This is a genomic window from Providencia sp. PROV080, from assembly GCF_033688105.1.
GTDB classification, from domain to species: domain Bacteria; phylum Pseudomonadota; class Gammaproteobacteria; order Enterobacterales; family Enterobacteriaceae; genus Providencia; species Providencia zhejiangensis.
This window is the reverse complement of record NZ_CP096346.1, coordinates 2548429-2563585: the sequence shown is the minus strand read 5'-3', so window position 1 is coordinate 2563585 and position 15157 is coordinate 2548429. Positions and strand designations below refer to the sequence as shown.

Genomic DNA, 15157 nt, shown 5'->3' with positions numbered 1-15157 from the left:
GGTGCAGCATGATAATAAAATGGCAGTATCTACCATTATTGTTTTCATTGGTGTTAATCGGCTGTTCGTCTACATCGGTAAAAAAGACGCCGCCCCCGCCATTAAAAACACAATTATCGGATCCCATTATGACAATTGCTCAACTTAAGGAGCAATTACAACAGTGGTATGGCACGCCTTATAACTATGGTGGGATGAGTCAAAGCGGTATTGATTGCTCTGGTTTTGTTTATCGAACCTTTAATGATCGTTTTGCCATTCAATTACCCCGTACCACGATAGATCAAACCCGATTAGGTACCCGTATTGATAAATCAGATTTAATGCCAGGTGATTTGGTTTTTTTCAAAACCGGTTCAGGTGAAAATGGCTTACATGTTGGGATTTATGATACAGATAATACCTTTATTCACGCTTCAACCAGTAAAGGTGTCATCCGTTCTTCAATGGATAACGTCTATTGGCGAAAAGTGTTTTGGCAAGCTCGCCGCATCTGATTTCATTGTTATTGCCTCATTTTTATCTTCATTTATGCTATCTTAAGAGCAAATTTTGCTTTTAAGGTAGCACTATGTCTAGCTTACGTTTATTGATATCTGAATCGTTCGATCCTTGGTTTAACCTTGCTGTAGAAGAAACTATTTTTCGCCAAATGCCAGCAGACCAGCGGGTCATGTTTTTATGGCGCAATGCGGATACCGTCGTCATTGGACGCGCGCAGAACCCATGGAAAGAATGTAACACGCGTCGTATGGAAGAAGATAATGTCCGCTTAGCTCGCCGTAGTAGTGGAGGAGGGGCTGTTTTTCAGGATTTAGGCAATACCTGTTTCACCTTTATGGCGGGCAAACCTGAATATGATAAAAGTATATCGACAAAAATTATTGTTGATGGTTTGATGCGTGTGGGGATCGACGCTGAAGTTTCTGGACGCAATGATTTAATCTTAAATACGATTGATGGGCCGCGTAAAATCTCCGGCTCAGCGTACCGTGAAACAAAAGATAGAGGCTTTCATCATGGCACTTTATTAATTAATTCAGATTTAAACCGTTTAGCTGATTACCTCAATCCCGATCCCAAAAAATTACAGGCGAAAGGGATCACCTCGGTTCGCTCACGAGTGGCTAATTTGTGCGAATTGGTCGCGGATATTAGCCATGAAAAGGTGTGTGAAGGCATTATACAAAGTTTCTTCGATTATTACGGCGAAACTGTTGACGCTGAATTTATTTCCCCTGAAAAACTGCCAGATTTACCCAATTTTAGTGACACTTTTGCGAAACAAAGTCGTTGGGAGTGGAATTTTGGGCAAGCACCTGCTTTTACTCACTACAGTGATACTCGTTTCCCTTGGGGAGGTATTGAGTTTCATTTTGATATCGAGAAAGGGGTCATTAAACGTTGTCAATTTTTCACAGATAGTCTTGAACCATCACCGTTAGAATGGCTTAGTCAGCAGTTGAGCGAACAAGTTTATCAAACTGACACTATCCGTAAACTGATTGTACAAATGCGTCAGATGTGGCCTGAACTGGCTGAACAAATTTCAGACCTAGAAGGTTGGTTAATACACGAATTAAGCTAAATAAAATTCACTTTTCGTTAACGGTTACTTAGCCATTGAACCTAAATAAATGGAGGCCAAGTAACCGTTAACGTTATTTATTTTCCTTGAATATTAATCGCATCATCCATTCTAGCTTCGATTTTTTCACTTAAGCCAAAATCTTCTTCATCGCTCTCTGGAGTAAATAAATGATAGCTTTCCTTTAAATGTGGGTTAGAAATACCAAGCCAACTTGCTAATCCATTAATAAACATCATGCCTGATTTTTTAGCGATAATATATTGTGTCGATACCTGATCTGAAGAAAGCTGAATTAAAGGTACGCGATACGCATATTTCGTTTTTCCATGCATAATTTTTATTTGTTCTTCTGTGTCTTGATGAGAAAGACCATGGTCAGCAAAATAAATCACTGAGAATGTACGATCTTTTTGTTTGTATTGCTTTTCTAGTAATGAGTAAATTGCCTCAATCACTTCATCTGTTTTATTGATGCTAGCGACATAACACGAGATATTGTGATATTTAATATCTTTAGTGGTAAACGGATTATCATAGTCCTCAATTCTGCCACATGGGTTCGGGTGAGAGCCATAGAGATGTATAATAAAAAGCCTTTTTTGCTTTTTTTGAGTCGGGCTAGTCAATTCTTTTTTAAAGAGAGGGATCAGTGAAAAATCACTCTCATCATTAGAATTAAATGCGCCAAGTTTATTAAATCTTTTGACATCGGCATGTTTTGCGATAAACGTAATCGGTGTATCATGTTGACCAATATAACCTTGATTAGATATCCAGTACGTTTTAAAACCTGCTGATTTAGCTAATCCAACAATATTAAGTCCGTAATTTGGTTTAACTGTTTCTTTATCCGATAACGTTAGCATTAACCGCAATGAACCAATGGTGTTGTTATCTGCGCTGTTTAAACCATCAATAATGGTACTATTCACGCGATTCAAAAATGGCGTATTGTTTATCGGGTATCCGTAAATTCCCATATAATCACGGCGCACACTTTCACCAATGATTAACACATAATCATCATAATGTTGGTTATTATCTAATGTCGATTTTCCCCACTCACTAGATTTAGTAAAATCACGTAGTGTGATAATTTCTTCTTTCACCTTGGTGGCAGATTCATAAACGTTATAGAAATATTCAAATGGAGATTGATTAATCAAAGCGATTATGACTAAAACAATCATTAATGTTTTGTTGCGATAGTAATTAATATTTAGCTTAGAGCATAATTTTTTAAAGGCTAAAATACCAATAATAATTAATATGGCATAAAAATAATTTACTATTGAAATCTGTGTAAAAAATTCAATCCCTTCGATCGCATCGGTTGCAATAACCGATGCAAAATATTGATATGTCGGTTTATCAAATGTTAAGCCAATGGGCGTATAAATTGCATACAGAATAGCAATTGGTATTCCTATCCATACATAGGCTTTCTTGGATGCATAGAGAATAATATAAAGAGCACAAACGAGAGTAATATCTCTAGGGGTTGGATGGGCGTAGCCTGATCCCTTCAACATTAATTTAGATGAAATAATAAGTATGATAAGAGGGATAATGTAGATAAGTAAGTTTTTTATTTTTACAATCTTATCTTGTAACTTATTTTTATACCATTCAGATAATCTGGGGTGTTTCACAAATAGCCTTTAAAATATACTTAAGAGTAACTTAATTATAACGCTGTAGAATAATTGAAAGAAGGTTATTGCTTTTTTTGTAGAATGTCAAAAGATCATAGCGAGCGTTTTATTTAAAAAGAAAGCGAACTTAAGCGATTATTGGAACGAACGTAATAGTAGCAGGCGGAAATTTTTCTCTTTTTAAAGAAAGATTCAACGTTAGTGTGGGGCTGACGCGGTATAAAAAAGAGCCGGTATTTACCGGCTCGGACATAGACTTCAATGTTTAGGGAATGAAAAAATTGTTAAGGGGATTAATAATACTCAACTATACAACTGAAATTTACTTAGCTATTACAATTGCAAGACATAAAGGTTTTACACTCAGGCATTTGACCACTTTGGCGAAATTTTGCTGGAGTGATATCAAAATGTTTTTTAAATATACGTGTGAATGTCGCTTGTGAGCTAAAGCCATACTGTAGAGCAATATCTAAAATAGGTAGATTACCATCACGTAATGATTTTGCTGCTTCGAGTAAACGACGTTTACGGACGTATTCGCCAAGCGTGCAGCCTTTCATTTCTTTGAAAACACGCTGTAAATGCCATTTAGAATAACCACTTTTATCGGCAATAGTGTCGATTTTGATGCCTTCATTGCGTTGTAACTGACTTTCCAGCCATTTAACGATATCGTTGACTACACTCTCAGACATATTTACCTCCCACTGCTATGGGTTATTGTTCATTAATAACTAATAATAACTAAAGAAATTAGTATCTATTCTTCCTATTTTTCCGATATATCGATAGGCATAACGTGCTTTTTTTTAATGAGAATAATAATAACTTCGATAGTTTTTACCAATCGGTCAATTTTATACATACATTAGCGTATGTTATTTATTATTTCAAATCAATATGATATGAATTGTGTGTTTTATTTTAATCAATCTGTATCCTTATTTGACCCCTTATTCAAATTTTTTGTCGGAAGCATTCGAAATTATTAACCAAGTAAAATATTGAAAAATTAATTTTGCTTAAATCTGTAGTGAGACGCGATTTTAACCATCAATCGTTAGGAAATACCGAGCTAATAGTAATGGATGTAAATGCTTTATAATTTTTATCTTTCAATGTTATTAACTGTATTTTTAATTTTAGGAAGTTAATTTGACAAGTAATTCGTATTAACTTATTGGTAACAACCTAAAGAGTCATTTATCGATGATAATAAAAGGTCAGTGATGGGAGAGGGGGAAGCGGTCATGACGCATATTTGTCGCGACTGTATGGCGTGATAAATTGATAAAAAGGAAAGAAGGTTTCTTGAATAAAATGCGCCAAGAAACCTAAGAGATTGTTAGCGTCGTAGGTATACGTGAGGTGTTGCAATTTCTGGGTGTGAGATCACACCGAGATCGGCTTTATACCATTGAGTTAAATTTGCGGTAGTGAGTACCTGTTCAGGTGTACCTGTTGCAACGAGTTGCCCTTGATGAATTAAATAAACCCGATCAGCATAAAGTGCAGTGAGGTTGAGATCATGCAAAACACAACATACGCCAAATGGGCGCTCACGAGTTAGCTGATGCAATAAACGTAAGCTATGTTGTTGATGATAAAGGTCAAGAGCAGATGTTGGCTCGTCCAGAAATAAACAGGCTGGCGTCGTATTTGGTTGCCACACTTGCGCCAGTACTCGCGCAAGTTGAACCCGTTGCTGTTCACCGCCTGAAAGTTGGCGAAAATCACGCTGGCGTAGTTCAAGACAATCTGTTTGTGTTAAAGCTTCTTCGATGGCTTGTTGCTTATGCTCTGAACCGTAAGGGCTTCGCCCCATGGCAACGACGTCTTCAACGGTAAAAGCAAATGATAGGCTATTTTGCTGCTTCATCACCGCACGTTTTTTTGCTAATGCCTTGTGTTGCCATTGGCCCAGCGCTATGCCTTCTAATAAGCATTCGCCGGTGGTTGGGGGCGTAAATCCAGTTAGTAGCTTTAGTAGACTGGATTTACCTGCACCGTTAGGCCCAATAATGACAACCATTTCATGCGGTTGTATGGATAGACTAATGTCCTGTATTAGTCGCTTATCACCGATTTGGTAACTGAGATTGCGTGCCTCTAGGAGAGATGATGTCGTCATGGTTTTTAAACCCTCCCTGTTGGTTGACGTAAAATTAGCCATAAGAAGTAAGGGCCACCAATTAAACCGGTAAGTAACCCAACTGGGATTTCAGCGGGGGAAACCGCGATCCGTGCAAGAGTATCTGCGACTAGGAGTAACGTTGCGCCAACAATTGCGGAACCAGGGATCAGCCAACGATGATCTGGACCCAGAGTCATGCGAATGAGATGAGGCACGACTAATCCCACAAACCCAATCACACCACTCATTGCGACAGCGCACCCGACAAGTAGAGCGCTGAGGAAAAGCAAAATAAATTTTGAGCGTTCAACGTTTAATCCGAGATAGTGCGCATCTTCATCACCCAGTTGAAGTAGGTTAAGTTTATTACCTTGCCAAAGGCAGACAAAGCAGGTAGGTAAAATCACACTAGCGGCAATGGCCAGTGAGGACCAATCGACATTCGCCAGTGTTCCCATCATCCATAAACTAAAGGTACGTAATTGTTGGTCATCACTGATATAACTTAACACCCCAATGAATGACATACATAATGCATTGATAGCAATACCAGCAAGTAATAAGCGTGACAGGTTGCCATGAGAGTAACGATTCAAGCTAAAAATAATCACTGAAACAATAAGGCTGCCAATGAAAGCCGCACCGATATGCCCATAGTTAAGTAAGACACTTGGCAATGAAAATGAAAAAACGATAAAAGCGGCAACGCATAAAGCCGCACCGCTACTGATCCCTAATAAGCTTGGGTCGGCGAGAGGATTACGGAAGAGTCCTTGCATAATAGCGCCAGAAACGGCAAGCGCTAAGCCGACTAAAATAGCCAATAAGATACGCGGTAGGCGAATGTTAAGCCAAATTTGCCAAACGGGGTCTGTGGCTGGTGTTTGCCACAGAGTCTTAAAGGAAACATTCATTGCACCCGCATTGGAAGCGAGTAAGGCAATGACGCTCAAAAGCAGTAAAAGGACAACAATAGCTAACCTTGGGTGTTTAATTCGATTCATTGAAACTTCTCTAATGCCTCTCGCATTTGCTGCATGACTTTTGGCGTACCGAGACTAAAACCAAGCATTCCCATATCATCAACAACGATCAGTGCTTTATTTTTTGCTGCCGGAGTCATGGCTAATCCGGGGAGTTTCCAAACGTTATCTTCTCCACCTAACGATTTAATGCCTTCATGAGTCACGATAATGAGGTCAGGTTGGCTCGCGATAACGCCTTCTTGTGATAAAGGTCGATAGCTATTAAAGCCTGTCATTGCATTTTTAGCCCCTGTTGCTTTGATCAGGCTATCTGCGGCAGTTTGTTGTCCAGCGGCAAGAGGGAGTACACCACCATGACTCATGATAAATAATACTTTTTTATCTATTGGTGACGTATTTACGGCGGCAACTTGTTGATTAAATTGTTCCACCAACTGTTGACCTTGTTCTGTTTTGCCAACTGCGTTGGCAACAGTCGTAATTTTTTCTGGAATGGCTTCTAATGCAGGTTTACCAGTGACTTTGATAATCTTTACGCCACTTTTTTCTATTTGGGAAAGTGCGATTGAGGGTTTTGCTAGTTCACTGGCTAGCACAAGCGTTGGGCGCATAGAAAGTACGCCTTCAGCGTTGAGCATTCGCATATAACCGACATCGGGTAGCTTAACAGCTTGAGCGGGATGAAGGCTGGTGCTATCCCGAGCAACAACTTGTGAACCTGCATCAAGCTCAAAAACAATTTCAGTGACATCACCACCAAGTGTGATGATACGTTCTGCCGAGTGAGCAGTGAAGCTCATGATTAAAGTGACTGCAATTAGAAGCCATTGTTTCATTTTATTTACCTACGATTAAATGTGCGGTAGCGCCATAACCTGATTACGCCATTGTTCTTGCTCAGGCGTACCTTCTGTACGTTGCCCATACATCTGTACAATTTGATGACCGTCTTTATCGAAGACTTCAAGGCTTGTTACGAAACCATCTTGAGTTGGTTTGCGCGTTACCCAACACTCTGAAACACCATTTTCAATCATATGTAAGGTAAAATCTGGATTGAAAATATTCAGCCATTTAATATCAGAACCTTCAGCTTGATATGGCATCAAACGTTTGAGTTGGCCTGTAAAAATTTGTACGCAACCGCGGTTACCGACAAAAATCATAATTTCATTTTGATCGTTAAACGCAGTATTAACCAATTGGTTAAATGAATCAGCAGGCACTCGCCACGCGAGATCATCACTGACAGCGCGAAAGACTTGTTGGCGACTTAAATTGTTTTTCTTCAGTAAGATAAAGAATTGGTGAACATCGGTCATGTTGCGCCATTCTTGCTCAAGCTGTTGTTTCAATTCATCGCTGATAGGCTGTTCAGAGAAAGGCTCTGCGGCTTCAATAACCAATGGAGGATTATCAGCGGTTGCATATTGTTCAATCAATGCATGCCAAGCAGCCATGTCGGTCTCATCTGTAGTATAGACCTTATGTAGCGCATCACCTTGTTTGTCAAAAAACTGAATGCTATGACGTTCACCGTTTTTAGCGTCTTCAGTCAAGGTGAAAACCGAATCCCAATGGCTGAAAAACATGCGTAAATCGAGTGCGCGTGGATTTAAAATCAATCCGGCATGCGCACTGAATTTAGCATTGTCATAACGACCAATTTGTTCATGAACAACATATTCATTGCGAGTGATGGCTTTAACATTGCCAACCGCCGCTAACGCTTTGAGTAGTGTAGGGGCATCAACATTCAGTCTTTGCGCTTTGTCATGGCCAACACGGCTATGTAAAAGTTCGCCTTCCGAAACATTGAGATAAGCAGCTAGATCACGAGCATATTTGGCTTTGTTTTCTACTTTTGCTTGTTGATAACGCTCAAACAGTGTTGAACTCACAGTGTATCTCCTTAATTAACAATAAATTACCATTGAAAACTGACAAATAGCTTCGCATTACGTCCATCCTGCGGGACGCCTTGTGATGAGTAGTATTCTTTATCGAAAGCATTGCCTAAAACGACACTGGTTCCTAGACCTTTTAATTGGCCTTCACCTTGATAGCTAACGTAAAAATCATGAACTGCATAGCCTGCTTGGCGTGGTGCTTTGGATGCATCGTTGAAATCGGTATGACGAGTAAATTCACCTAACCAACCCACAGAAAAACCACTGTCTGAAATGGGGACGTTAAGGTTGCTGGTTAGCGAGTCAGGTTTAATGGAGGTAATTGATTTACCATTTGATTCGTCTTTACCTTCGGTATGGTTGTAAGCCAAATTCCAACCAAAATAGTCGTTTTTATAGTCCATTGAAGCATCCCAACCCCAAATTTTAGCTCGTTTTGTATTGATGGAGGTTGTGTAGTTATTCTGAGGATTTCTAAAGTCAACGTTCACATAGGTATTGATATAGTCTTTTGCTTTAGTATCAAAATAACTAGCTTTAAATTGTAGATTGTCACGCTCAGTTAGGAGGTCATCAAACCTTAGCCCAAACCCATATTCAGCAGTACGCGTAGACTCTGGCTTGAGGTTGGGATTTGGTCGCCATCTATTGACTATTGGGCCCATTTGGAAATGAATTTCATCGTTATACATTTCCATCATAGAAGGTGCTCGGAAAGCTTCTGAATAAGAGGCAAATAACATTGACCAGTCTGTTGGGGTAATGCTAACGGCGCCTTTAGAAGACCATTTGCCTTCTTTCACGTCCTCATTATCTTTAGCGGTTGCTTTATAATGGTCATAGCGAGTGCCAACAATAAACGATACAGGTAAATCTTTTAAGGCGATTTCATCTTGCAAGAAACCGGATGCAAAGGTGATATCAGCATCAGGGAATTGCGTTGTTGACGCGTAAGGTGTTTGATTTTGTTTGTATGTTTCGCCGCCATAAGTAAAGTTATGGGCTGCGATAGGTAAGTCATACAAGTGTGTTTTATTATCAACTTTCAGACCATAAGTTTTTTGGGTACGGCCTTCATAGTGAGTATTTTTACCTTTAGCGGTAATATTAACGTCAGAATAGTAAGTGGTCGCTTTAAGATTTAACCAATCGTTTGATTCTGGATTTAACTGGTAAGTCGCTTGGGCATCACGTTGACGTGTAGTGCGGTTAACCTTTAGATTATCCTTAGTAATATCGATTTGTTGTGGGTCTTTGGGTTCATAAGCATTGTTATTGTAATAGCGTAATTGCCCTGATAACTTTTGGTCATCATTCACCTGCCATGTGCCTTTGGCAAGCATGTTGGCTATGGTTTCTTTGTTTTCCATATCATCGCCATTACTCAAGCGAATATCACCCACTTGTTTGGTGACAAAACTGAATAAACCATCAAATTGTTCAGTTCGCCCAAAAGATGTACCACCGAAACCAAAACTATGATCCCCTGTCGCCGCTTGGCTAAAAACACGGAAACCGCTGTTTTGACCCTCGCGTAATAGATCTTTAGCGTCTACGGTTTCCCAAGCGATCACACCGCCCATCGCGCCGCTACCATACAGTAGAGCTGAAGGACCGCGAACAATTTCAACTTGTTTTATCAATGCCGGATCAATAAAAGTACCATTTACATGGCCAGTATCAGTACCTTGGCGCACATTATCGACTAATGTCAAAATACCGCGACGGTCGAAACCACGCATATAGATATCTTGCCCATTTACACGGCTGGTGCCTGTGACACCAATACCCGGAACTTTACGTAAGATGTCATTTACAGTACTTGCCGTTTGTGTTTCAGGTGAATTATTTTTGATAACAGTCACCATCATAGGGGCATCGAAGCTATCTCTTTCAGTACCTGTAGCATAGACGGTCATCACATCATTGCGATTTGATGTTGTTGTTTCTGCATGAGCGCTTGCCATAACGGAAAGTATTGCGCTTGTCAGAACGGATAAACGTAAAACATGAGACATATAGTTATACTCCATAAAGTGTTACCGGTTTGCTCCCTAAGTTTCGATTTTGCCTAAAGCCGTATGCAGGGAAACAAACCGGCGAGTATTATTTATTTTATAATTATTAAATGGTTACCATTGATAACTCACATTGAAATAGAAATTACGGCCTTCTTGGGGAACCCCCATCGAAGAGACATATTGACGATCAAAGGCGTTTTTCATCGTTAATGTCGTATTCAACCCTTTTATAAATTGGTCAGCTTGATAGTGCATATAAAAGTCATGAAGGCTATAGCCTGCATACTGGATGACTTCTTTATGGTAACGATCGAGTCCATGCTGAGATTTGTGTTGTTTTAATTGGTACTTAGCATTGCCTTGGAACTGTGTTTTAGCCGCAAATTCACCTACCCAGCCAAGACTAAGGCCAGTGGTTGCAATAGGGGCATTGAAGCGAACAAGTAACGTTTCAGGGCGAATGGAAGAGAGGGAATAGCCTGTGCCGTCCTCTTTACCTGTTGTTTTGTTATGACTGATATTTAAATCAAACCAGTGGGTTTTATAGCGAATAAAGCTATCAATACCTCGAATGGTGGCGGAAGGAATGTTGCTAAAATAAATTTCATTAGGGAACCATTGATATTGCCCTTTCATGAAATGGTATTTTTTGGTGTAACGACCTTCAACGGCAATATGATTTTTCGCTTTGGTATCAAAATACGTGGATCCGAATTGCAGCTCGTCGCCATTTGATAACAGATCATCAAAACTTGCTTTTAAACCAACTTCTACTGTTTTATTTGTCTCAGGTTGTAAGTCAGGCGTAGGTCTAAAATCGGAAGTTAGCCAGCCGCCCATCACCGAAAAGTGATTAGAATTGTTATACAGCTCTGCCATACGAGGCGTCCGATAACCTTCGGAGTAAGAGGAGTATAGGTTTAACCAATGTGCCGGCGTGATACTGACCGCAAAACGTGACGACCAATTCGTGTCTCTATTTTTTGCAAACCCTTGGCGTGAAGCTTCATAGCTTGTGAAACGGGTTCCCGTTGAAAGCGTAATAGGCAGGTGGTGCAACGTCATATCGTTGTTAATCCAGCCCGAAATATTAGCGAGTCGAGTCGGGGGATAGCTGATTGCGTGTTGATTGGGTTTTTGTTGTTGTTGATAATACTCGAGACCACTTTCTATTTGGTTGTTCACCCAACTCTCAATAGGGACGATAACGTGATTCGTCAATTTTGTACCATAGGTATATTGCATCCGCTTTTCGCGTTGATATTGATGATCGGCTTTTGCTTTTTCTCTATCTAACTGGCTCAAAGCGAGGTCGGTATAGTACAGCTCCCAATTTGTTTGCCAGTTAGGAAAACGGTTTGACGTAATATACTGACTAATTGAAACATCACGCTGGTGACTATTGCGCTCGTGGGGCGTGTTTTTAAAACGCGTATCTGCGAAATTGTTTACTGTCGGTTGTTTGAGACCCAATCCATCATTGCGATATTCACGTAGTTGTAGGGCTAAATGATAATTAGGCTGTGCATACCAAGTGGTTTTTAATAACCAGTTATGCACTTTCTCGTGATTATCTTGGGTCGGAAAATCCGCAGATGCGAGTGAGTATTTTTTACGTTGGCTATAACTCAATAGCATATCCAGAGGGCCTGTATATCCGTATACAGATGCCCCAGCAAGGTAGCTATGGTCATTGCGGTTGATCCCACTGAATAAACGACCACCTACACGCTGACCTTCTTTTAATAAGTCGGCAGCATCAACGGTTTTCATGGCCACAACACCTGCTAATGCGCCGCTACCGTGTGCAACAGAGGATGCACCTTTATGGATAAAGACGTTTTTTACCAGTGACGGGTCAATAAATGTCGCGTTATATAACCCAGAATTAAAATCTTGAGTAACGTTATCCACCGTGATTTTTACTGCGCGAGAATCGTAGCCACGCATATGAATTTCTTGGCCATAAGTTCCCCCAGTACCTGAAACAAAGATACCTGCTTGGCCTTTGAGCAAATCGAGTGCAGAAGTTGCTGATTGATATTCAGGGGTTTGCGCATCAATGACATCAACTTGCTCGGCGACGGCAATGTTTTCGTGATGATAAGGGGGGGCGGTGACATGAACAGTATCACCTATCGTTTTTTTTGCTGTTGCCACCGCGCTAAATCCTGAAATAGCAAGTGTTGTCGCAATGGCGGAAGCGGTGAGTTTTGATCCATTTAACGATAGGGTAGGTGTAGCAGACATCAGTTTAAACTCCATAGGAAATCCTTTCCTTATGTGGTGAATTAAGCTGGCTGCCTTGATACGAGATCTGGGTGGCTTGCTATGAACAAATTTTGAATAAAAAACTATTTAGTGAGAATAAGTTTTCCAGCGCGAGTTTGCCTTAATTGGTAAATCTCTCCATGATGTTGAATGGTCAGTTTACCTTCAGAACCTAATAGTTGCAGGCTATCGACAACATCAACTTTGACTGGTTGAACCACGGGTTTGGCGATATTTTTAACGGCTGGTTTTGTCATGTTATCAGTCATAATCAACCCAAGTGATAATAAAACTCATAGTGAGAATCATTATCTTTAAGTTGTTTGGTAACATCAAGAGGTTTTTACATTTAGGTGACAAAATGGCGACAATCGGTATGTTAATCGTTTACCTAGTTGAATAGCTGGGGGATTTGTTCAGAAAATTTGAGAGAAATCGGCTTTTTTACTCAGGATAGGATGAAAAAAGCCGATGTGGTTAAATCATTCGTCGATATTATTTGAATCGGCTTTCTACCGCTTCCACTAAAACGTCGATTAGTTGTTCAGTATCATCCCAACTTAAGCAAGGATCAGTAATGGATTGACCGTAAGTGAGAGGATGGTTAGGTATAATTTTCTGAGTACCTTCGATTAAAAAGCTTTCAGCCATAACCCCACTAATGGCTGTAGAGCCTCCTTTGATTTGTTCCGCGATATCTCGAGCCACTTCCAGTTGGCGACGATGAATTTTTTGACAGTTGCCATGGCTAAAATCAATGACTAAATGCTCAGCTAATTCAAACTCACGCAATGTATCACAAGCGGCGGCAATATCACCAGCAGAGTAATTTGGTTGTTTACCACCACGCATGATGATGTGACCATGAGGATTACCGCTGGTTTGGTAGATGGTCATTTGGCCATGTTTATCTGGGGACAAAAACATATGTTGTGCTTTTGCCGCACGAATAGCGTCAATAGCAATTCGAATATTGCCGTCAGTGCCATTTTTGAAACCAACCGGACAGGAAAGGGCCGATGCCATTTCGCGATGGATTTGGCTTTCGGTTGTTCTCGCGCCAATTGCCCCCCAGCTGATTAAGTCGGCGATATATTGTCCAGTGACCATATCGAGAAATTCTGTCGCAGTCGGTAGCCCAAGTTGGTTAACATCAATAAGCAGTTTTCGCGCGAGACGGATCCCGGTATTAACTTGGCAAGAATTATCTAAATTGGGGTCAGAGATTAATCCTTTCCAGCCAACAACAGTGCGTGGTTTTTCAAAATAGGTCCGCATGACAATTTCGAGGCGATCTTGGTAACGTTCACGTAATACATTAAGCCTATTTGCATATTCTAGAGCGGCATCAATGTCGTGAATAGAGCAAGGACCCACGATTACCAATAAACGAGGATCTTCACCCGATAATATTTTTTCTATGCGTTGACGTGACGCTGTCACGTTTTGTGCGACTTTTTCAGAAATAGGAAATTCATCAGCGAGTGCTTGTGGTGTAATCAAGCTATCAACACGCTGAGTACGTAGTTCATCAGTTTTTTGCATTCTTTTTTCTCAAAAGCGGTAATAGGCTGAGCCATATCAGTGATTGAGATCACAATAAACGAAAATGGCTCAAATTCAACCAACAACATGAGATTGAATGAAAGATTTTTTTAAAAATGCTGACGAATTAAAAAATTCGTCGTTGTAAGCCCATTGTATCAATGACTTTGGCTGAAATTTCTTCTACAGAATAATTGGTTGTATTGAGGTAGTTAATTTTGTTTTGTCGAAACAATGCTTCTACTTCTGCAATTTCAATACGACACTGCCTCAATGAGGCGTAACGACTATTTTCCCGACGTTCTTCACGAATGGCAGCTAATCGTTCTGGGCTAATGGTTAAACCAAATAATTTGTGAGTATACGGACGTAATGCGGCTGGCAGTTGTAAATTATCCATATCATCGGCAGTAAAAGGGTAGTTTGCTGCTTGAATACCGAATTGCATGGCTAAATATAGGCTGGTGGGCGTTTTGCCACAACGGGAGACACCCAGCAAGATGATTTGGGCTTGATCCAAATTACGTAATGAAATGCCATCATCATGCGCTAAGGTATATTCGATAGCGGCAATACGGGCATCATATTGGTTGATATTTTGTAGGGATAAACCGTGAGTGCGATTCAGTTTAGGTTCTGGTTCAAGGCCCACTTCTTGTTGGATGGGGGCAACTAAGGTTTGTACGATGTCCTGACAAAAACCGGCGCTTTCAGTAATAATTTTTTTAACAGAAGGTGAAATAATGGAATAGAACACGAGGGGGCGATTTTGTGTTTCTTGATAAATGGTATCTATTTTCTGTTTTATCTCTTGAGCACGTGCTTCTGTCGTGACGAAGGGCAGCGTATAAGAGTTGAAAACTAAAGGGAATTGCGACAAAACAGCATGCCCTAATGTTTCTGCGGTAATGGCTGTTCCATCAGAAATAAAGAAAACCGTTCGTTCTGCGAGGTTTGTTTTACGATTAGTTGCGGTTATTTCACTCATATATTTTATCTTTTATTGTATTTTTCGTTGGTTTTAGAGAGATATTATATTTG

The 15157-nt window shown here is 40.3% G+C and carries 13 protein-coding genes; 2 read left to right on the top strand and 11 right to left on the bottom strand.

The annotated features are described in order from the left end of the window. Positions 1–8 precede the first annotated feature (8 nt). Both M1F03_RS11290 and M1F03_RS11285 read left to right on the top strand, forming a co-directional pair. The gene (locus tag M1F03_RS11290) at positions 9–497 is read left to right on the top strand and encodes a C40 family peptidase (RefSeq protein ID WP_154623366.1); all 489 of its coding nucleotides are present in this window, start codon (positions 9–11) and stop codon (positions 495–497) included. A 74-nt stretch (positions 498–571) separates the two neighbouring features. Beyond that, positions 572–1588, top strand: a complete 1017-nt coding sequence (locus tag M1F03_RS11285) for a lipoate--protein ligase (RefSeq protein WP_196713017.1) — start codon at positions 572–574, stop codon at positions 1586–1588. A 77-nt stretch (positions 1589–1665) separates the two neighbouring features. On the opposite strand, the gene M1F03_RS11280 is transcribed toward M1F03_RS11285, so the two are convergent. The 11 genes from M1F03_RS11280 to M1F03_RS11230 all read right to left on the bottom strand — a co-directional run bounded on the left by M1F03_RS11280 (position 1666) and on the right by M1F03_RS11230 (position 15104). Then, positions 1666–3243, bottom strand: a complete 1578-nt coding sequence (locus M1F03_RS11280; RefSeq protein ID WP_251464339.1) for a phosphoethanolamine transferase — start codon at positions 3241–3243, stop codon at positions 1666–1668. A 329-nt stretch (positions 3244–3572) separates the two neighbouring features. Beyond that, positions 3573–3944 (bottom strand): helix-turn-helix domain-containing protein, encoded by a 372-nt coding sequence (locus M1F03_RS11275; RefSeq protein ID WP_154622097.1) that lies wholly within the window; start codon positions 3942–3944, stop codon positions 3573–3575. 650 nt (positions 3945–4594) lie between these two features. Continuing rightward, the gene (locus M1F03_RS11270; RefSeq protein ID WP_163862038.1) at positions 4595–5380 is read right to left on the bottom strand and encodes a heme ABC transporter ATP-binding protein; all 786 of its coding nucleotides are present in this window, start codon (positions 5378–5380) and stop codon (positions 4595–4597) included. 5 nt (positions 5381–5385) lie between these two features. After that, the gene (locus M1F03_RS11265; RefSeq protein WP_251464337.1) at positions 5386–6387 is read right to left on the bottom strand and encodes a FecCD family ABC transporter permease; all 1002 of its coding nucleotides are present in this window, start codon (positions 6385–6387) and stop codon (positions 5386–5388) included. Beyond that, positions 6384–7205, bottom strand: a complete 822-nt coding sequence (locus M1F03_RS11260; RefSeq protein WP_163862032.1) for a heme/hemin ABC transporter substrate-binding protein — start codon at positions 7203–7205, stop codon at positions 6384–6386. The genes M1F03_RS11265 and M1F03_RS11260 overlap by 4 nt, the downstream gene beginning before the upstream one ends. A gap of 15 nt (positions 7206–7220) precedes the next feature. After that, positions 7221–8270 carry a hemin-degrading factor gene (locus M1F03_RS11255; protein WP_251464335.1) on the bottom strand — a complete coding sequence of 350 codons (1050 nt, stop codon included), beginning with the start codon at positions 8268–8270 and terminating at the stop codon, positions 7221–7223. A 26-nt stretch (positions 8271–8296) separates the two neighbouring features. Beyond that, positions 8297–10297 (bottom strand): TonB-dependent hemoglobin/transferrin/lactoferrin family receptor, encoded by a 2001-nt coding sequence (locus tag M1F03_RS11250; protein WP_154622093.1) that lies wholly within the window; start codon positions 10295–10297, stop codon positions 8297–8299. Positions 10298–10411: 114 nt separating this feature from the next. Further along, positions 10412–12565: a TonB-dependent receptor domain-containing protein gene (locus M1F03_RS11245; RefSeq protein ID WP_318839934.1), complete on the bottom strand. Its 2154-nt coding sequence runs from the start codon at positions 12563–12565 to the stop codon at positions 10412–10414. An 89-nt stretch (positions 12566–12654) separates the two neighbouring features. Next, on the bottom strand, positions 12655–12840 hold the full coding sequence (gene hemP / locus M1F03_RS11240; protein ID WP_154622091.1) for a hemin uptake protein HemP: 186 nt from the start codon (positions 12838–12840) through the stop codon (positions 12655–12657). Positions 12841–13066: 226 nt separating this feature from the next. Continuing rightward, complete coding sequence (locus M1F03_RS11235) at positions 13067–14116, bottom strand: 3-deoxy-7-phosphoheptulonate synthase (protein ID WP_196713021.1); 1050 nt, start codon at positions 14114–14116, stop codon at positions 13067–13069. A gap of 127 nt (positions 14117–14243) precedes the next feature. Beyond that, positions 14244–15104: a pyruvate, water dikinase regulatory protein gene (locus M1F03_RS11230; protein ID WP_154622089.1), complete on the bottom strand. Its 861-nt coding sequence runs from the start codon at positions 15102–15104 to the stop codon at positions 14244–14246. Positions 15105–15157: the final 53 nt, after the last annotated feature.